The following is a 17,794-nucleotide window of genomic DNA, read 5'->3' as shown; positions in this document are numbered from 1 at the left end:
TCGGCTGGGTAGCGCCGTCAGGAGATCGCCCTGAGCCTGCCCCTCGTATGTGCCCGGAGTCCGGCCAGGGCCTGTGCCGTCTCGTCGTCCGCCGGCAGGTACACCACGAGCTGCTGGGCCTCCGCCGATGCGTCCAGGGTCTCGCGGGTGAGGCGGAGTTCGCAGCCTGTGGGGTGGTTCAGCCGGAGCACGCCCCGCTGCGGCACCACATGGCGGTTCAGACGGCGGGTGAACTCCGGCCCGGCGACGGGGGCGAGTTCCGTGCTGAGCCATTCCGAGTTCTCGGCCGACGGACCGAGCCACAGGTCGAAGGCCTGCTCGTCGGCGACCTCGTCCCAGTCGGCGAAGAACGTCCGCGCCCGGGGATCGGTGAAGACGTATCGGGTCAGGTTCGGGTTCTCGGCGTCGAGCAGTCCGGTGCCGCCGGTCACCAGCTCGTAGCCGCTGGTACGGGCGAGGATGTCGCCGAGGCGGTTGGTGACGACGGCGATGCCCGGTTCCAGCAGGCGGAGCGTCTGCAGCAGGGAGGGGCGGACGTCCCGGCGGGGCGGGGCCGGGCGGGTGTGGGCGGTGCACGCGCCGCCGGTGATCTTCGCGAGGTAGCGCAGATGGGTGCGCTCGGCGGCGTCGAGGCTGAGCGCGTCGGCGAGCGCGTTCACCACGGACACCGAGGGGTTGCGGTCGCGGCCCTGCTCGATGCGGGTCAGGTACTCGACGCTGATGCCGGCCCGTGCGGCGAGGTCCAGTCGGCGCAGGCCCGGCGAGCGGCGGCGGCCGCGCTCCGGCAGGCCCAGTGTCGCCGGCTGGGTGCTGTCGCGCTTGGCCCGGACGAAATCCCCCAGTGGTGTGCCCATGGCGCGAGGATAGACCGGCGGTCCGACGGTCGCCGAGTGCTCAGGGTGGCCCTGCGGGGGCCAGCCTGAGCACGGTCTGGCTGTGGGATGCCGGGCGACCCGATCGTGGTGGGCATGGAGAACACGCAGACACACAAGTTGCTGGTCGTCGTCGGGAGCGTCCGGGAGAGCCGGTTCGGGCCGGTCGTCGGGTCGTGGGTGGCCGAACAGGCGCGGCGGCACGGGGGGTTCGAGGTCGACGTCATCGATCTGGCCGACATCGACATCCCGTTGGCGCTGCCCGCCGAGTCGCCGAAGTTCGCCGGTGACGCCTACCCGCGGCCGGCCGGGATGGCCCGGCTGACCTCGGCGCTGGCGGAGGCCGACGCGTTCGTCGTCGTCACGCCGGAGTACAACCACAGCTACCCCGCCTCCCTGAAGGCTGCCATCGACTGGCACTTCACCCAGTGGACGGCGAAGCCGGTCGCCTTCGTCAGCTACGGCGGTGCGGCCGGTGGCCGGCATGCCGTGCTGCACCTGGAGAACGTGCTGACCGAACTGCACGCGGTGACCATCCGGGACGGTCTCGCCTTCCCGAACTACTTCACCGCGTGGCAGGACGGCCGGCCGCTGGACAGCGCGGCCGAGGGCTACGCCAAGACCCTGTTCGACCAGCTGTCCTGGTGGGCGGGCACGCTCCGGTCGGGCCGGGAAGCGGCGCCCTACCCGGCATGACGGCCGAGCGGGGCGGCGGGTGGGACGCCGCCGCCCTGTCAGCGGTGCGGGGCGTCAGCCCCTGCGGCGGCGGGCCACCGTCACCGCTCCCCCGCCGGCCAGCACCAGGGCGAGCGCGCCGCCGGCGATGTACGGGGTGGCGGAACTTCCGCCGGTCTCGGCGAGGTCGGTCTTCGCCGCGCCTCCCTGGGGCTTCACGTCGGAGGCGATGTCGGCCTGCGCGGGCGCGTCCTGGGACTTCGGGCCCGCGGCCGGGTCGTGGCTCGGCACCGGGCGCGGGGCCGTCGGGGTCTCGCAGGTGGCCTTGGCCAGCGTGACGGTGCCCTCGACGTCGGCCACGTTGAGCTTCAAGGGGTTGACGGACACCTTGAGTTCCAGGGCAGTGGCGGCAGCGGTGCGGGTCGTGGTGCGCCGCTGGGCGAGGTCGAGGCGGACCTCTCCGACGCCGGGCACCTTCACCACGGTCGGACCGCCGGCGGTGAGCGTGACGCGCTTGCCGAGGACGGTGACACCGCCGAGGACGTTCGCCGAGGCGACCGGTGCCCGGCCGGCCTCACAGGTCGCCTTGGCGGTGACCGTGCCGACCTCGATCAGGGACAGCAGGGGCAGGCCGGGGACGTGCAGCCGGGCGTCGACGAGCCGGACCGAGCCCTCGGCGCGCTGCGCGCTCGCGGTGGCCTTCGCGGAGGCGACGTCGGCGCCGAGGACCGTGAACGGCTTGCCGCCGGCCACGCCGTCGAGCCGGGCGGACAGCGTGGTCCTGTCGGCGCTCTGCGGTGCCTGGACCTCGTTGAGGGAGACCGCGAGCGGGACGTCGACGGTCTTGTTGAGCAGGGAGACGTCGAGCCCGGTGCGCAGGACGACGGCGGAGGCGCGACCGTGGTCGGTGGTCGCGTGCGCGGCGCCCGCGCCCAGGACCGCGGGACCGGCGGCCAGGGCGGTGACCGTCGCGACAGTCGCGAGACGGCGTGCGGGCATGCGGAAGTTGTTGCTGTTCAAGGCGGTGGGACCCCCAGAGGAAACGTGCTTGGGACCCGTCAACCCTGTACGCCCTGTGGGTGAACGGTCAGCGATCTCGCACTACTTCACCCGAACGTGGATACCCGGCACACCTCTTCGAATCACGGGGCACAGGCGTTCCCCTACTGCACGATCCGTCCGTTCAGCACCACGCGGCGCGGCGCCGCCAGCACCCGTACGTCCGCCCGCGGATCGCCCTCGTACACCACCAGGTCGGCCGGTGCGCCCTCGTCCAGGCCGGGGCGGCCGAGCCAGGCGCGGGCGCCCCAGCTCGTCGCCGAGACGGCGTCCACGGCCGGGATGCCGGCGGTGACCAGCTCCGCCACCTCGGCCGCGACCAGGCCGTGGGCCAGCGAGCCGCCGGCGTCCGTGCCGACGTACACCGGGATCCCGGCGTCGTAGGCGCCGCGCACGGTGTCGTAGCGGCGCTCGTGCAGCCGGCGCATGTGCGCGGACCAGCGCGGGAACCGGGTGTCGCCGCCGGCCGCGAGCCGCGGGAAGGTGGCGATGTTGACGAGGGTCGGGACGATCGCGACGCCGCGCTCGGCGAACAGCGGGATCAGGTCGTCGGTCAGGCCGGTCGCGTGCTCGATGCAGTCGATGCCCGCCTCGACCAGGTCCCGCAGGGAGCTCTCGGCGAAGCAGTGCGCGGTGACGCGGGCGCCGAGCCGGTGGGCCTCGGCGATGGCGGCCTGAACCGCCTCGCGCGGCCAGCAGGGCGCGAGGTCGCCGAGGTCGCGGTCGATCCAGTCGCCGACCAGCTTGACCCAGCCGTCGCCGCGCCGGGCCTCCTGGGCGACGTACGCGACCAGGTCGTCCGGTTCGATCTCCCAGGCGTAGTTGCGGATGTAGCGGCGGGTACGGGCGATGTGCCGGCCGGCCCGGATGATCTTCGGCAGGTCCTCGCGGTCGTCGACCCAGCGGGTGTCGGAGGGCGAGCCCGCGTCCCGGATCAGCAGGGTGCCGGCCTCGCGGTCGGTGAGCGCCTGCTTCTCGGCGGTGTCCGCGTCGACCGGGCCGTCCGCGCCGAGGCCCACATGGCAGTGCGCGTCGACCAGGCCGGGCAGCGTCCAGCCCTCGACGGTACGGATGTCACGTGCCCCGGCGGGGCGGTCGTAGGACACCCGGCCCCCGACCACCCACAGCTCGTCACGGACGTCGTCCGGCCCGGCCAGAACCCGGCCCTTCACGTGCAGCACCGCGCCATCGCTCATGCACCGCACCCTAACGGCCTAAGGCTGCTCCTTCCCCACCTGGTCGGAGCTCTCCTCCTCCACCTCGGCCATGGCCGGGTCGAGCAGCCGGGACAGGAAGTGGCGGGTGCGCTCGTGCTGCGGGTCGCCGATGACCCGCTCGGGGCTGCCGTCCTCGACGACCACGCCGCCGTCCATGAAGACGACCCGGTCGGCGACCTCGCGGGCGAAGGTCATCTCGTGGGTGACGACCATCATCGTCATGCCCTCCTCGGCGAGCCTGCGCATCACCGCGAGGACGTCCCCGACCAGCTCCGGGTCGAGGGCCGAGGTGGGCTCGTCGAAGAGCATCACCTCGGGGCCCATGGCGAGCGCGCGGGCGATGGCCACGCGCTGCTGCTGGCCGCCGGAGAGGGAGGAGGGGTAGGCGTCCGCCTTCTCCGAGAGGCCGACCCGGGCCAGGTTCTCGGCGGCGGTCTTCGCGGCCGTCGCCTTGTCCCTCCCGAGGACCCTGCGCTGGGGCAGTGTGAGGTTCTCGGTGACGCTCAGGTGCGGGAAGAGGTTGAACTGCTGGAAGACCATGCCGATCCGGCGCCGTACGGCGTCGATGTCGACGTCCGGGTCGGTGATCTCGGTGTCGCCGACGAAGACCTGGCCCTTGCTGGGCTCCTCCAGCAGGTTCACACACCGCAGCAGCGTGGACTTGCCGGAGCCGGAGGGGCCGATGACACAGACGACCTCGCCCTGGCCGATCTCCAGGTCGATGCCGCGCAGGACGTGGTTGTCGCCGAAGGACTTGTGCAGGTCCCGTACGCGGATCTCGGGGCGGGTCACTTGATCTCCTCCTGGGCCCTGGCCTCCAGCCGGCGGGCGACGAAGCCGAGCGGAATGGTGACCAGCAGGTAGCACAGGCCCGCGACCAGGATCGGCGTGGAGTTGGCGGTCGTACTGGCCAGGTCCCTGCCGAACTTGGACAGTTCGCGCTCCTCCAGGGTCACGCCGAGCAGCAGCACCAGCGAGGAGTCCTTGAAGAGCATGATCAGCTCGTTGGTGAGCGGCGGGAGGATGATCCGGAACGCCTGCGGGATGATGATGGAGACCATGGCCCTGGCCGGCGAGAAGCCCAGTGAACGGGCCGCCTCCATCTGCCCCTTGGGCACCGCCTGAATGCCGGCGCGGAACGTCTCCGCCATGTAGGCGGCGCCGATGAGACCCAGACCGAGGGCACCCTTGCCGTAGGTTCCGCCCGGGATCTCCGTGCCGGGGAAGGCCAGCGGCACGGCCACCGCGATGAAGACGAAGATCAGCAGGGCGGGCAGACCGCGGAAGACCTCGATGTAGATGCCGGCCAGCCAGCGGTACGGTCCGACGGAGGACAGCCGCATCAGCGCGATGACCAGGCCGAGCACCAGTCCGAGGACGAAGCCGGACACCGTGAACAGCACGGTGTTCTTCAGCGCCAGGGTGATGACGTCCGGCCACATCTGCCGGGCGATGGCGCCCTGCGCGAACTGGTTCTGCAGCCGCCCCCAGTCCGCCGTGACCGCTATGGCGATCACGGCGGCGACGAAGACGACGTACTGCACGCCGCGGGACAGCCGACGCCTCTGACGCCGCGTCAGCCCCTTCTTCTTCGGCTGGAGTCGTACGTCCGCGTCGGTCATGAGGCGGCGGGAGAGGCCACGGAGGCGTTGTAGGGGCCGATCCACTGCTCGTAGAGCTTCTTGTAGGTGCCGTCCGCCTTGGCCTGCTTGAGGGCCTTGTTGATGGCCTCGCGCAGCGCCGTGTTGCCCTTCTTGACCGTGAAGCCGTACTGCTCACCGGTCTTGAGGTTGTCGACGACCTTGAACTTGTCCGCGTTGGCCTTGTCCTTCAGCCAGCCCTGGACGACCGGGTAGTCGATGACGACGGCCTGGACCTGGCCGGTGCGCAGGCCGTTGAGGACCGCGTCGGAGGACTCGAAGGAGATCGGGTCGTAGCCCTTGCTCTTGACGTAGTCCTCGCCGGTGGTCTGCGCCTGGGCACCGAGCTTCTTGCCCTTGGCCTTGACGTCCGCCAGGGAGTTGACGCCGCTGTTCTTGTCGACCAGGACGGCCTGGGTGGCCTCGAAGTACGGGTCGGAGAAGTCGACGTTCTTCTTGCGCTCGGCGGTGATGGTCATGCCGGCGGCGGCCAGGTCGCACTGGCCGGAGTTCAGGAAGGCGCCGGTCTTGAAGTTCTCGAACGGCGTGTCGACGATCTGCTGCTCGACGCCCAGGTTCTTGGCGACGAGGTCGATGAGGGAGACGTCGAATCCCTGCACCTTGCCGTTGATCTCCGACTGGAACGGCGGGTAGGGCAGGTGGGTGCAGGTGGTCAGCTGACCGGCCTTGACGACGTGCACACCCTTGACGGTGGCGCCGCCGCTCCCCCCGTTGCCGTTCGAGGAGCAGCCGGCGGCCACGAGCACCAGACCGGCGGTGGCGGTGGTGGCAGCCAGGAGGCGGGTCCGGCGTCCGAGGAACGTTTTCATGGGGGATCTTCTCTGTGGGGGAACGGTGAGTTCCGATTATAAGGAAGAGTTTGAGTCTCTCAAATCAAACCGATGGTTACGGAACCGTTGCACCTAAGATCGGACGAGTCGACCTCCGTGAGCAACGAAGAGAGCAGCACCGTGAGCCACCCCTTCCTCGATCTGCCCCCGCTCAGCGCCGAGCGCTTCGCCGCCATCGAGGACGCCGTCGCCCGGCTGCTGGGCACCCGGCAGGACGTGCTGATCACGCAGGGGGAGGCGCTGCTGCCGCTGGAGGGCGCGATCCGGGCGGCGGCCGGTCCGGGCACGGTGGCCCTGAACGTGATCACCGGCCCGTACGGGCAGACGTTCGGGAACTGGCTCCGGGACTGCGGTGCGACGGTGTACGACCTGTCGGTGCCCTTCCACATGGCCGTGACCGCCGAGCAGATCCGGGAGGCGTTCGCCGAGCATCCGCAGATCGACTTCGTCTCGCTGGTGCACGCGGAGGCGGCGACCGGAAACACCAATCCGGTCGCGGAGATCGCCGAGGCGGTACGGGAGCAGGGCGCGCTGTTCTATCTGGACGCGGTCGCCTCCGTGGGCGCGGAGCCGGTGCTGCCGGACGCGTGGGGCGTGGATCTGTGCGTGATCGGCGCGCAGAAGGCGATGGGCGGTCCGGCGGGTGTGTCGGCGATCTCGGTGAGCGAGCGGGCCTGGGCCCGGATGGCGGCCAACCCGAACGCTCCGCGCCGGTCCTATCTGTCCCTGCTGGACTGGAAGGAGCGCTGGACCGACGCCGGGCGCGCCGTGCTGCCGCATGCTCCGGCACAGCTGGAGATGCTGGCGCTGGAGGCGTGTCTGGAGCGGATCGAGTCGGTGGGGCTGGATGTGGTGATGGACCGGCACCGGAGCGCTGCGCTGGCCACGCGGGCGGGTGCGGTGTCCCTGGGCGGGGGCCTTGAGCCGTATGTGTCCGAGGCCTCGGATGCGGCACCGGTCGCCACGACGCTTCGGGTGCCGCCGGGGGTGGTGGCGTCGGAGGTGGTGGCGCGGGCCCTGACCGACGACCCGACGCTGCCGATCGCCGCCGGCGGTGGTGCGCTGGCCAAGGAGATGATCCGGGTCAACCATTACGGCCCGGACGCTTCCGCGGAGACCGTGGACAGGTGCCTGACGGCGCTCGGGACGGCGCTCGGCGTGCAGCGCCAGAGGGTGTCGTTCGGCTCAGGCCGGCCGTGACGAGCGGTGCCGGCCGGTCGACCCGAGCGGGGTCCGGTGCGGGGGCTCCGCCCCCGGACCCGCCGGTTGCTTGCGGGTTCGGATGTCGGTGCTCCGTGTCACCCTTTCGCCCATGACCATGCGACAGACCCCCCGCAGCGACGGCACACCCGAGGCACCCCGCACGCTCCCCGACGGCCGGCCGATCCCCCTGCTGACCGGACCCGAGCTGCCCACGCTGGAGAGCTGGCTCGACTTTCACCGGGCCACGCTGGAGCTGAAGTGCCGGGGGCTGGACGACGCGCAGGTGCGGCATGCCTCCGCGCAGCCGTCGTCGCTGACGCTGCTCGGGCTCGTCCAGCACCTCGCCGAGGTCGAGCGCACCTGGTTCCAGCGGGTGGTGGCCGGGCTGGACGTGCCGCCGGTGTTCGAGGAGGAGACGGGGTACGCCCTCGCTCCGGGGCGGGGGCTCGACGAGGCGCTGGATGCGTGGCGGCGGGAGATCGCGCGCGGCCGTGAGCTGCTTGCCGAGCGGGCTCTGGAGGACACCGGGCGGATCGCCGACGGACCGATGGCCGGCGTCGAGGTGAGTGTGCGCTGGGTGCTGATCCACCTCATCGAGGAGTACGCCCGGCACAATGGGCACGCCGACATTCTGCGTGAACGAATCGACGGCACCGCCGGAGCCTGAATTCAATTGAGCTTCACAATTCCCGCCAATTCTCTGGGCGACAGCTTCCCGTCTTCTTCTGCCCGCTTTTTGCAAGGCTAAACGGGGAAGTTTCCTGGCGGTTTTCTGGCGGTTTCTGCGCTGTGACACACTCCACAGCGCAGCACTTTTGTCCCGATTTGATGCGGGTCAATTCGGTCATTTCGCCGAGGCCTCTGCGCGGCACAGTGACGGCGGCCGTGCATTTCCTAATTCGCCTCGCTAAATTCGTGCCGCATGACTGCCGCACCCGCAGACCTGCTCATCGACCAGCCGGCGGTGACCGACGGAGCCGCGCTCTGGCGTCTCGCCAAGGACTCGAAAACCCTCGACCTGAACTCCTCGTACAGCTATCTGCTGTGGTGCCGGGACTTCGCCGGCACCTCGGCGGTGGCGCGCGGTGCGGACGGGGAGCCGGTCGGTTTCGTCACCGGCTATGTGCGGCCGGAGCACCCCCGCACCCTGCTCGTCTGGCAGGTGGCCGTCGACTCCGCGTACCGGGGCCACGGCATCGCCGCCCGGCTGCTGGACGGGCTGACCGCACGACTCGCCGACGAGCAGGGCATCACCGACGTGGAGACCACCATCACGCCCGGCAACACCGCCTCCGAGCGGCTGTTCACCTCGTTCGCCGCCCGGCACGGGGCGCACCTGGAGCGTGCGGTGCTGTTCCCCGCCGAGCTGTTCCCGGACGGCCCGCACGACCCCGAAGTCCTCTACCGCATCGGTCCGCTGACCGACACCACCGCCCACTGAGGAGCGATTCACCGTGACCATCACCCAGCCCGACCTCAGCGTCTTCGAGACCGTCGAGTCCGAGGTGCGCAGCTACTGCCGCGGCTGGCCCACCGTCTTCGACCGGGCGCAGGGCAGCCGGATGTACGACGAGGACGGTCATGCGTACCTCGACTTCTTCGCCGGTGCCGGCTCACTCAACTACGGCCACAACAACGCCGTACTCAAACGGGCGTTGATCGACTATCTGTCCCGGGACGGGGTGACCCACGGCCTGGACATGTCGACCACGGCCAAGCGGTCCTTCCTGCAGACCTTCCAGGATCTGGTGCTGCGCCCGCGGGACCTGCCGTACAAGGTCATGTTCCCGGGGCCGACCGGGACCAACGCCGTGGAGGCGGCGCTGAAGCTGGCCCGGAAGGTGAAGGGGCGGGAGGCGATCGTGTCCTTCACGAACGCCTTCCACGGCATGTCCCTGGGCTCCCTCGCCGTCACCGGGAACGCCTTCAAGCGGGCCGGTGCCGGCATCCCGCTGGTGCACGGCACGCCGATGCCGTTCGACAACTACTTCGACGGCACGGTCCCGGACTTCCTGTGGTTCGAGCGGCTCCTGGAGGACCAGGGCTCCGGGCTCAACAAGCCCGCCGCCGTGATCGTGGAGACCGTGCAGGGCGAGGGCGGCGTCAACGTCGCCCGGCCCGAATGGCTGCGCGCCCTCAAGGAGTTGTGCGAGCGGCAGGACATGCTGCTGATCGTCGACGACATCCAGATGGGCTGCGGGCGCACGGGTGCCTTCTTCTCGTTCGAGGAGGCCGGGATCACCCCCGACATCGTCACCGTCTCCAAGTCCATCGGCGGGTACGGGCTGCCCATGTCGCTGTGCCTGTTCAAGCCGGAACTGGACGTCTGGGAGCCGGGCGAGCACAACGGCACCTTCCGCGGCAACAACCCGGCCTTCGTCACCGCCACCGCCGCGCTGGAGGCGTACTGGACCGACGGCTCGGCCATGGAGAAGCAGACCCGCGCCCGTGGCGAGCAGGTCGAGCAGGCGCTGATCGCCGTCACCGAGGAGAACCTCGCCGATGTGAAGGAGTACCGCGGGCGCGGTCTTGTGTGGGGCATGGAGTTCCACGACAAGGGCCGGGCGTCGCGGGTCGCGCGGCGGGCCTTCGAGCTGGGGCTGCTCATCGAGACGTCCGGCCCGGAGGGCGAGGTCGTCAAGCTGCTGCCCGCCCTCACCATCACCCCGGACGAGCTGGACGAGGGCCTGAGCATCCTCGCCCGTGCCGTCCGCGAAACCGCATGACCACCTAGGAGTTGCACCACTGTGATCGTCCGATCGTTCAAGGACATCGAAGGCACCGACCGGCACGTCAGGGCGAAGTCCGGCACCTGGGAGAGCAAGCGGATCGTCCTCGCCAAGGAGCGGGTCGGCTTCTCCCTGCACGAGACCGTCCTGTACGCCGGGACCGAGACGTCGATGTGGTACGCCAACCACATCGAGGCCGTCGTCTGCACCCGGGGCGAGGCCGAGCTCACCGACCACGAGGCCGGGAAGACGTACACGATCACCCCCGGCACCATGTACCTCCTCGACGGGCACGAGCGGCACACCCTGCGCGTCAAGGAGGACTTCCACTGCATCTGCGTGTTCAACCCGCCCGTGACCGGACGGGAGGACCACGACGAGAACGGCGTCTACCCGCTGCTCACCGAGCCCGAGGAGGTGTGAGAACCCATGACCACTGCCCCCGTGAAGGATCTCTACCCGACCCGCGGCACCACCGAGGTGACCGTCCCGCGTCAGGACCCGGTCGTCTGGGGCTCCCCGGACACGCCGGGCCCGATCCCGACGTCCGACCTCCAGGCGTACGAGCGTGACGGGTTCCTCGCCGTCGACCAGCTGATCACCCCGGACGAGGTCGAGGTCTACAAGCGTGAGCTGGACCGGCTGGTCTCCGACCCGGCGATCCGCGCCGACGAGCGCTCCATCGTCGAGCCGAAGTCCAAGGAGATCCGCTCGGTCTTCGAAGTGCACCGGATCAGCGAGGTGTTCGCGAACCTGGTGCGCGATCCGCGGGTGGTCGGGCGGGCCCGGCAGATCCTCGGCTCGGACGTGTACGTCCACCAGTCCCGGATCAACGTCAAGCCCGGCTTCGGTGCGAGCGGCTTCTACTGGCACTCGGACTTCGAGACCTGGCACGCCGAGGACGGCCTGCCGAACATGCGCACGGTGTCCGTCTCGATCGCGCTGACCGAGAACCACGACACCAACGGCGGCCTGATGATCATGCCGGGCTCGCACCGGACGTTCCTGGGCTGTGCCGGCGCCACGCCCAAGGACAACTACAAGAAGTCCCTGCAGATGCAGGACGCGGGCACCCCGTCCGACGAGGCGCTGACCGCGCTGGCAAGCGAGCACGGCATCCGGCTGTTCACCGGCAGGGCCGGCTCGGCGACCTGGTTCGACTGCAACTGCATGCACGGCTCCGGCGACAACATCACGCCGTTCCCGCGCAGCAACGTCTTCATCGTGTTCAACAGCGTGGAGAACACGGCGGTGGAGCCGTTCGCCGCGCCGGTGCGCCGGCCGGACTTCATCGGGGCCCGGGACTTCACCCCCGTGCGGTGAGTCCACACCACCGCGTCCGCCGCCGATCCAGCGGTGCGGCGGCGGCGCGGTGCGGGCTCATGCCCAGGCCGGGACGTCCAGGATCTCCAGCACCGCCGCGCTCCAGGTGAAGCCGATACCGACCCCGAAGACCAGCACGAGGTCGCCGGCGGCCGGCCGGCCGCTCTCGACGAGGTGGTTCAGGTTGACCAGCTGGTCGGCGGCGCCGATGTGCCCGATCTCGCGCCCCCACTCGTAGACGGTCTTCGTGTCGTCGATGCCGAGCAGCTTGTAGAAGCCGTTCTCCACCAGACGCGCGCCGGTGTTGGCGTGAAGCACGTACGCGATGTCGGCGAGCTCGACGTCGGCGTCCTGCAGCGCGGTCTCGACCACGGCGAGCAGATTGCCGCCCATCCGCGCGATGATCGTGCCTTCCGCCCCCTCCTCCACCGTGGCGGCATAGGCGAGCTTCCGTTCCCGCAGGTCCACCGGCCGGCCGTCCAGGAACGGTCCCGCCGTCCAGCCCGCCGTGCCGCGGTAGATCGGCTCCAGCGTGGCGTCGGAGAGCGTGGCGGTGGAGCGCACCCGGGCGAAGCCCGTACCGGAGGTGAGCACCACGGCGCCCGCGCCGTCACCGAAGACCTGGGAGTCGTCGCTGGTCCAGCGGTCGAAGTACGGCAGGTGGAAGGAGTCCCCCGCCGTCACCAGTGCGGCGCTGCCCGGGCGGGCGGTCACCCAGGAAGCCGCCAGCTCAAGGGCGGTCAGCGAGCCGTTGGACCCCTGGCGCACCTCGGCCACCGCACCGCTGCCGCCCACCGAGTTGTCCTGGACGTAGGAGGCCGGCTGCCAGAACTCCTGCCCCTGGTGGCCGAGGCAGGCGTGCACCACCAGCCCGAACTGCGCCTCCTCGCACCCCGAGCGGGCCACCGCCTGGCGTGCCGCCGCGGCCGCCATCACCGGCGGTGCCTCGTCCGCCCGGGCGATCCGGACCGCGCGGATTCCGTTCGCCTCCGCCGCATCGGCGGCGTACAGGCCGGCGGCAACGGCGGTCTCGGCCTTCTCGACCGCTTCGGGAAGGTATGCGCCGACTCCGGCGATGTAAAGCTGCTCCCAACGCATGGGTACCTCTGATCCTGCTAGACGGCGGGTGGTCGACTCCACCTCGGGTGGAGTGCGGCCGCTCCCGCGAGACCGTCGGGCGCGGCGATCTCGCGGCCGGGCCGAGTACCGCTGCCGAAGACCCGACGGGCCTCCGGTCGGACTTTCCGTGCGCGCCGGACCTCGAACGCGCACGGACGGGAACCCGCGCTATGCGGGACGCAGCCGGCAGCGGACGGGGGTCTCCGTGCGAAGAGTGACCCCGTACGTGACGGGAACGTGTTCGTCCACCGCGTCCAGTTCGTACTGCCGCAGGATCATCGCAAGAGCCATCACCGACTCCAGCATGGACAGATGCCTGCCGATGCACGCCCGCGGGCCGCCGCCGAAGGGGAACCAGGCATAGCGGTGCCGGGCCTTCTCCTGCTCCGGCGTGAACCGCTCGGGGTCGAAGCGTTCCGGCTCGTCCCAGTAGCGCGGGTGCCGCTGCGTCACCCAGGGCGAGACCAGCACCTCGGCTCCCGCGGGAATCGTGTAGCCGTCGATCTCGGTGGCGGCGACTGCGTTTCGCGTGACGAAGGCACCAGCCGGGTAGAGGCGCATCGCCTCCTTGAACACCCAGCTGAGGTACGGGAGTTCGTCCATGTCGGAGGAGACGGGCGCACGGGTCCCCAGCACGCGCCGGACTTCCTCGCGGGCGCGCTCCTGTGCCTCGGGGTGCCGTGCCAGCAGGTGCAACGCCATGGCGAGCGAGGTCGACGTCGTCTCGGTGCCGGCAAGCAGGAACACCAGTGCCTGGTCGCGGACCTCCGATGCGTCCAGCTTGCCGTCCTCCGCGTTCTGCGCTTGGACCAGCAGTGTGATCATGTCCTCCGCAGCCGACGAATCCGCCCCCGCGCGCCGCTTCTCGATGACCCGGTCGCACACCGAGTACAGCTCTTCCGTGGCAGCGGCGGCCCTGCGGTTCATGGGCGTCGGCCAGGTCCGCGGCACACTGACGAACGAGTAGCTGCGACGCTGGATGTAGTCGCCGACGACCGGAAAGCAGCGTGCCACGACATCGAGGGCGGCCTCGAAGTCCGCACCGAAGAGGATGCGGACCGTGATGCGCTGGGTCAGCCGCGACATGTCCTCGACCAGTTCGACCGTGTCGTCCGGCGCGTTGCGCCAGGCGGTGAGCAGTGCCTGGGTCTCCTCGGCGATCTGCGTGGCGTAGCCGTCGACCCGGCGCCGTGTGAACAGCGGCTGCAGCAGCCGGCGCTGCCGCTGATATACGGCGTCCTGACTGGTCAGCAGGTTGTTGCCGGCCGTCTCCCGGACCTCCTGGTAGAAACGGCTGTCCTTGCGGAAGTTGGTCGCCTCGGTCGCCAGCACCTGCTGGGCGCCCTCGGCGGAGAAGACCGCGTAGATCTCCTTGCGCAGCCCGGGCGGGCCTGCGGTGAAGCGGACCACGTCGCCGTAGTCGCGTCGCGCGTCCAGGAAGAGATCGAGAGCGCCGCGCCTGAGTTCGAGCATCGAGCCGAGCAGCGGCGAGCCCGCGGGCCCGGGCACCACCGCGGACGTCTTGCCGGGCGGAACGGTCGTGGACATGGAGTGCACTCCTAGTGAGGGAGGAGCGGTCGCGCCGGATCGCGCACGCTCGGGATGCTGGGTGAGGCGGTCGCTACGGGGTGACGGAACGCCGGCCGAGAGGAACCATCAGCGGTGCCGGCCGGCCGTCCAGCCGTGGAGGAACCCCGTTCACCGACGCTCAGTCACCGGCCCTGCCGAGGAAGTCGAGGATGTGTCCGAACACGTCGAGCGCCGCGCCACGACCCATGAACATGTCGAGGTGGCCGTAACCGGGGACCTCGGTGTAGGTCACGTCCAGCTGCGGCTGCCTGGCGGTCAGCACCTCGTGGCAGAGCTCCTGGGAGTTCAGCCAGAGCCCGTTCTCGCTGCCGGACAGCAGCAGGACGGGGCAGTCGATACGAGAGGCCTCGTCGAGGGCGTTCTCCGGCAGTGCGCGGTAGCGGTCGTCGCCGTGGTGCCAGCGCACGACGCTGCGCGCCAGTGCGATGCGCCGCAGATGCGGCCAGATCCACACAGGTGCGGGGCCCAGCAGCTCAGCCAGTCGGTCGTGCGTGGCCGCCGAGAGATTCTCGTGCACGAACAGCGAGGCCCCCATGCCCCAGGCCGAGTTGTGCAGGATCTGGCAGGTGGGGTCGGGACAGGTCGCCTTACGGGAGGCCAGGGCGAACAGCAGTGTGTGACGCGACCGGAAGCCGACCTTGCGGAAGTCCACGGGTACGTGATCGATCCGGGACCGCAGCAGCTCGCTGCCCAGCGTCATGCGCAGCGAGGTCCGTCCGGCCAGCTTCGGCGTCAGGAACACGCCCTGCGTCACCACGCCGGCGAGCCCGGGCACCAGGCCCGCGGTCATGCTCATCGACAGCGCGAGCGCGCCGATGCAGTGCGCCACCACGAACAGCGGCCGGGTGCCGATCCGCTGCCGGATGCGCGCCACGGCCTCGGGGATGTCGTACAGGGCGACGTCGTCATAGGTGTACCGACGCCCCGTCTCGTTGTAGGGAAGGCGGCAGCTGCCGCGCCAGTCCAGCAGCCACGGCTCGTAGCCCGCGTCCAGCAGTACCTCGACCAGGTTGCGGGTCTCGGGCAGCAGGAACATGTCGGACGAGGCGGTGTGGCCGTGCAGCAGCAGTACGGCGGGCCGGTCGGTGTCGTCGGTCGCCACCCGGGTCAGGCCGAGCCTGAACCCGTCCTTGGTGACGAACGGCATCTCTTCCACGCGTGCCTCCGCGAGGCGTGCGTACAGCGGTCGCAGAGTCATCGCGTGCGCTCCGTCAGTGTCGGGTTCCGGCGTATGTCGAGCAGGTCCGCGCCCACCCGGGTGAACGGGCCGAGCAGTCCGAGGCCGATTTCCCGGCCGAACCAGAGCAGCCACGTCAGCTTGGCGATCCGCTGCTCCTGGGGGGACAGGCGCGGGTCCACCCGGATGCCGTCGATCTGTTCGCGCAGATAGCTGTCGGCCGGCACGACGACCTCACCTGCCAGGTGGGCGGGCTCGCCGGCACGGCCGATCGCCACGGTCAGTGCTCGCGTCTGCCGCCACAGATCACGCCGGGCGCGGGCATACTTCCGACCCTCCAGCCACCAGCGCTGCCCGTCTGCGTCGCGCAGCGTCAGCCGGTACCTGAGCAGCGGGTGACGCAGGCCGTGCCGCTCCGGGATCCCCTCCTGCGGCCGCACCCAGATGTCACCTTGCTCCACCACGAGCGGATCCGCATGCATCAGAGAGCAGCGGAGCTCGCCTGCGACGTCGACCCGACGCTCGCGGATGAGTTGGTACATGCCGGCGATCGACAGGGTCAGCGACAGCGTGCAGGCGCTCTCGGCGGGTTGGCCCGCAGGACCCAGGCTCCCCTCCATCGTCTCGGGGAACCAGAGGTACGGCGTGTCGGTCCGCTCGGGCAGCCGGGCGAGACCGTCGTGCGCCAGCCTCTCGAACGTCTTCAGCTGTGCCTGGGTGTCGTACCGTGCGGCGGGTGTGAGGCCCTGCGCGGCCACGAAGGCCTCGGTGCGCGTGCCCGTGGCCGCGGGTCCCGTCAGCGTCGCTTCGCACAGCTTCAGAGCCGTGGGGCTCTGCAACACCCTTGTCAGGAAGTCGAGTTCGGGTATCGGCTCGGCCTCCAGACGGGCCAGGGTGTCGGCTCGCCACTCGTCCCAGTCCTGCACCCGGACGTTCATGCCGCCCAGGCTCATGTCCCGCACGACATCATCGAGGGTGTTCGGTGTGCCGGTCAGGTTGTAGTTGTATCCCCAGGCGCTGGGCTCGCAGATGACGGCCACCGCCACTCGGCTCACCCAGTCCACGGGGGCGGCGTTGAGGTAGCGGAACGCGGGGACGCTGCGGAACCGGCTGAAGGCCGAGAGCAGCCCGCTGCTGAGGTCCTGGGCGTTGTAGGCGCCTGTCTTGGTGTGCCCGCCGATACCGCCCGGCCGCAGCACCGTGACCACCAGCCCGTGATCACGGGCCCGCCGCAGTGCGGCCTCTGCGGCCCACTTCGACTTGTCGTAGCCGGCGACGAGGCGGTCGATGTGCGCGAGGGGGTCGTCCTCACCCATGGAGGCGATGCCGACCTCGTTGAACACCGCGATCGACGAGATGTGGTGCAGCGGCTTGGGTCGTCCGGCCGCCGCCAGTTCCGCCAGCGCGAGCGCTCCCAGCACATTGCTCTGTCGCAACGACGGGTAGCCGCGCAGGAAGTCCACCGCCGCGCCTACGCTCACGACCGCGTCCAGCTCCTGGGCCAGCTCGTTCCATCGATCGTCCGTCAGGCCGAGTTTCGGCTTGCGGAGGTCGCCCGGCAGGACGCTCACCCGCCTGCGGATCTCGGCGGACCACGGCAGCGAGTAGCCGGCCAGCGCCGCACCGAGGCGCTGGAGCCCTTCCGGCTCGTCGCCGGCGCGCACCAGGCAGTACACGTGCGCGTCGCTGTGCCGCAGCAGATCGAGGAGCATGTGGCCGCCGAGGAAACCCGTCGCTCCGGTCAGCAGCACGCGGCGGGGCGCGACGGGCTCCGGGGGAGCCGCCCACGGCAGGTCGTCGACGAGGGCCAGGTCGGCCAGGATGAGGTCGAGGTCGTCGTCCCCGGTACGGGCACGTACGGCGCGGGACGCGGGCATGGGCCGCTTGGAGTCAACGACTCCGGTGGCGGCGAGCCAGCGCTCGGCGAGACGCCGCGGCCGGGCGTCGGCGAACACGTCGTCCAGGGTGAGCTCCACCCCGAGCTCGCGGGCCACTGACGCGACCAGCTCCACCGCCCCGACGGACGTTCCGCCCGCCTCGAAGAAGTCGGTCTCCGGACCCACCTCTGCGTCCAGGTGGCGGCCGGCCAGGGCGGCGATGGCCGCGGCCAGTTCCTCCGCGTCTTGCGGCCGTGCGTCGTCCGCGGCGGTGCGCGCCGGTGGTCGGGGGGTCGCCGGGGCCGCTGAGGGGAGCGCTCGGGCGAGCAGGTCCGCCACGCTGAGCGCGGTCTTGCCCCGCTCGATGGCCTCGCCGATCAGCCGCTGACCGGGATCTGCTGCCCGAGTCGGCCTGTCCTCGTTGTTCTGCTGCACGGGGAGCCCTTCGCCGTGTGTGTCTGT

At 70.6% G+C, this 17,794-nt stretch carries 17 protein-coding genes; 7 read left to right on the top strand and 10 right to left on the bottom strand.

Going from position 1 to position 17,794, the window contains the following annotated elements:
- Positions 1-17 precede the first annotated feature (17 nt).
- A complete protein-coding gene (locus tag ACIGXP_RS21270; RefSeq protein ID WP_399770376.1) occupies positions 18-854 on the bottom strand; it encodes a helix-turn-helix domain-containing protein in 837 nt (278 codons plus the stop codon).
- Positions 855-968: 114 nt separating this feature from the next.
- Here ACIGXP_RS21270 and ACIGXP_RS21265 point away from each other — a divergent pair, with 114 nt between their 5' ends.
- Positions 969-1,568 carry an NADPH-dependent FMN reductase gene (locus ACIGXP_RS21265; protein ID WP_399770374.1) on the top strand — a complete coding sequence of 200 codons (600 nt, stop codon included), beginning with the start codon at positions 969-971 and terminating at the stop codon, positions 1,566-1,568.
- A 54-nt stretch (positions 1,569-1,622) separates the two neighbouring features.
- On the opposite strand, the gene ACIGXP_RS21260 is transcribed toward ACIGXP_RS21265, so the two are convergent.
- The 5 genes from ACIGXP_RS21260 to ACIGXP_RS21240 all read right to left on the bottom strand — a co-directional run bounded on the left by ACIGXP_RS21260 (position 1,623) and on the right by ACIGXP_RS21240 (position 6,293).
- Complete coding sequence (locus ACIGXP_RS21260) at positions 1,623-2,567, bottom strand: SCO1860 family LAETG-anchored protein (RefSeq protein ID WP_399770372.1); 945 nt, start codon at positions 2,565-2,567, stop codon at positions 1,623-1,625.
- Between the two features lie 143 nt (positions 2,568-2,710).
- Positions 2,711-3,802, bottom strand: a complete 1,092-nt coding sequence (locus tag ACIGXP_RS21255) for an amidohydrolase family protein (RefSeq protein WP_363214925.1) — start codon at positions 3,800-3,802, stop codon at positions 2,711-2,713.
- Positions 3,803-3,820: 18 nt separating this feature from the next.
- Positions 3,821-4,615, bottom strand: coding sequence for an amino acid ABC transporter ATP-binding protein (locus tag ACIGXP_RS21250; RefSeq protein WP_399770370.1), 795 nt, complete (start codon positions 4,613-4,615; stop codon positions 3,821-3,823).
- A complete protein-coding gene (locus ACIGXP_RS21245) occupies positions 4,612-5,445 on the bottom strand; it encodes an amino acid ABC transporter permease (RefSeq protein ID WP_399770367.1) in 834 nt (277 codons plus the stop codon). Before ACIGXP_RS21245 ends, ACIGXP_RS21250 begins: the two co-directional genes overlap by 4 nt.
- On the bottom strand, positions 5,442-6,293 hold the full coding sequence (locus tag ACIGXP_RS21240) for a transporter substrate-binding domain-containing protein (protein WP_363214928.1): 852 nt from the start codon (positions 6,291-6,293) through the stop codon (positions 5,442-5,444). The genes ACIGXP_RS21245 and ACIGXP_RS21240 overlap by 4 nt, the downstream gene beginning before the upstream one ends.
- Before the next feature lie 141 nt (positions 6,294-6,434).
- On the opposite strand from ACIGXP_RS21240, the gene ACIGXP_RS21235 reads away from it, so the two are divergent.
- From ACIGXP_RS21235 to thpD, 6 genes are all read left to right on the top strand, one after another.
- Entirely contained in the window at positions 6,435-7,514 is a 1,080-nt protein-coding gene (locus tag ACIGXP_RS21235; protein ID WP_399770534.1) for a pyridoxal-phosphate-dependent aminotransferase family protein, read from the top strand.
- A gap of 112 nt (positions 7,515-7,626) precedes the next feature.
- A complete protein-coding gene (locus ACIGXP_RS21230) occupies positions 7,627-8,184 on the top strand; it encodes a DinB family protein (protein WP_399770365.1) in 558 nt (185 codons plus the stop codon).
- Positions 8,185-8,439: 255 nt separating this feature from the next.
- The gene (gene ectA, locus ACIGXP_RS21225; RefSeq protein WP_363214930.1) at positions 8,440-8,958 is read left to right on the top strand and encodes a diaminobutyrate acetyltransferase; all 519 of its coding nucleotides are present in this window, start codon (positions 8,440-8,442) and stop codon (positions 8,956-8,958) included.
- Positions 8,959-8,971: 13 nt separating this feature from the next.
- The gene (gene ectB, locus ACIGXP_RS21220; protein ID WP_363214931.1) at positions 8,972-10,243 is read left to right on the top strand and encodes a diaminobutyrate--2-oxoglutarate transaminase; all 1,272 of its coding nucleotides are present in this window, start codon (positions 8,972-8,974) and stop codon (positions 10,241-10,243) included.
- Between the two features lie 21 nt (positions 10,244-10,264).
- Entirely contained in the window at positions 10,265-10,669 is a 405-nt protein-coding gene (locus tag ACIGXP_RS21215) for an ectoine synthase (RefSeq protein WP_399770362.1), read from the top strand.
- Between the two features lie 6 nt (positions 10,670-10,675).
- Positions 10,676-11,569 carry an ectoine hydroxylase gene (gene thpD, locus ACIGXP_RS21210; protein ID WP_363214933.1) on the top strand — a complete coding sequence of 298 codons (894 nt, stop codon included), beginning with the start codon at positions 10,676-10,678 and terminating at the stop codon, positions 11,567-11,569.
- A gap of 57 nt (positions 11,570-11,626) precedes the next feature.
- On the opposite strand, the gene ACIGXP_RS21205 is transcribed toward thpD, so the two are convergent.
- From ACIGXP_RS21205 to ACIGXP_RS21190, 4 genes are all read right to left on the bottom strand, one after another.
- Entirely contained in the window at positions 11,627-12,667 is a 1,041-nt protein-coding gene (locus ACIGXP_RS21205) for a ketoacyl-ACP synthase III family protein (RefSeq protein ID WP_399770360.1), read from the bottom strand.
- A 189-nt stretch (positions 12,668-12,856) separates the two neighbouring features.
- A complete protein-coding gene (locus ACIGXP_RS21200) occupies positions 12,857-14,236 on the bottom strand; it encodes a cytochrome P450 (protein ID WP_399770358.1) in 1,380 nt (459 codons plus the stop codon).
- Between the two features lie 160 nt (positions 14,237-14,396).
- The gene (locus tag ACIGXP_RS21195) at positions 14,397-15,476 is read right to left on the bottom strand and encodes an alpha/beta fold hydrolase (RefSeq protein ID WP_363214936.1); all 1,080 of its coding nucleotides are present in this window, start codon (positions 15,474-15,476) and stop codon (positions 14,397-14,399) included.
- Positions 15,473-17,767 carry a thioester reductase domain-containing protein gene (locus tag ACIGXP_RS21190; protein WP_399770355.1) on the bottom strand — a complete coding sequence of 765 codons (2,295 nt, stop codon included), beginning with the start codon at positions 17,765-17,767 and terminating at the stop codon, positions 15,473-15,475. Before ACIGXP_RS21190 ends, ACIGXP_RS21195 begins: the two co-directional genes overlap by 4 nt.
- Positions 17,768-17,794 lie beyond the last annotated feature (27 nt).

The sequence above is a fragment of the Streptomyces sp. NPDC053069 genome (assembly GCF_044546895.1).
Classification (GTDB): Bacteria; Actinomycetota; Actinomycetes; order Streptomycetales; family Streptomycetaceae; genus Streptomyces.
This window is presented reverse-complemented; position numbering and strand designations above follow the sequence as displayed.

What these genes read in the sequence shown, in the direction of transcription:
- ACIGXP_RS21270 (WP_399770376.1), bottom strand. Translation starts at nt 854, where the DNA reads ATGGGCACACCACTGGGGGATTTCGTCCGGGCCAAGCGCGACAGCACC.
- ACIGXP_RS21265 (WP_399770374.1), top strand. Translation starts at nt 969, where the DNA reads ATGGAGAACACGCAGACACACAAGTTGCTGGTCGTCGTCGGGAGCGTC.
- ACIGXP_RS21255 (WP_363214925.1), bottom strand. Translation starts at nt 3,802, where the DNA reads ATGAGCGATGGCGCGGTGCTGCACGTGAAGGGCCGGGTTCTGGCCGGG.
- ACIGXP_RS21245 (WP_399770367.1), bottom strand. Translation starts at nt 5,445, where the DNA reads ATGACCGACGCGGACGTACGACTCCAGCCGAAGAAGAAGGGGCTGACG.
- ACIGXP_RS21240 (WP_363214928.1), bottom strand. Translation starts at nt 6,293, where the DNA reads ATGAAAACGTTCCTCGGACGCCGGACCCGCCTCCTGGCTGCCACCACC.
- ACIGXP_RS21230 (WP_399770365.1), top strand. Translation starts at nt 7,627, where the DNA reads ATGACCATGCGACAGACCCCCCGCAGCGACGGCACACCCGAGGCACCC.
- ectA (WP_363214930.1), top strand. Translation starts at nt 8,440, where the DNA reads ATGACTGCCGCACCCGCAGACCTGCTCATCGACCAGCCGGCGGTGACC.
- thpD (WP_363214933.1), top strand. Translation starts at nt 10,676, where the DNA reads ATGACCACTGCCCCCGTGAAGGATCTCTACCCGACCCGCGGCACCACC.
- ACIGXP_RS21205 (WP_399770360.1), bottom strand. Translation starts at nt 12,667, where the DNA reads ATGCGTTGGGAGCAGCTTTACATCGCCGGAGTCGGCGCATACCTTCCC.
- ACIGXP_RS21200 (WP_399770358.1), bottom strand. Translation starts at nt 14,236, where the DNA reads ATGTCCACGACCGTTCCGCCCGGCAAGACGTCCGCGGTGGTGCCCGGG.
- ACIGXP_RS21195 (WP_363214936.1), bottom strand. Translation starts at nt 15,476, where the DNA reads ATGACTCTGCGACCGCTGTACGCACGCCTCGCGGAGGCACGCGTGGAA.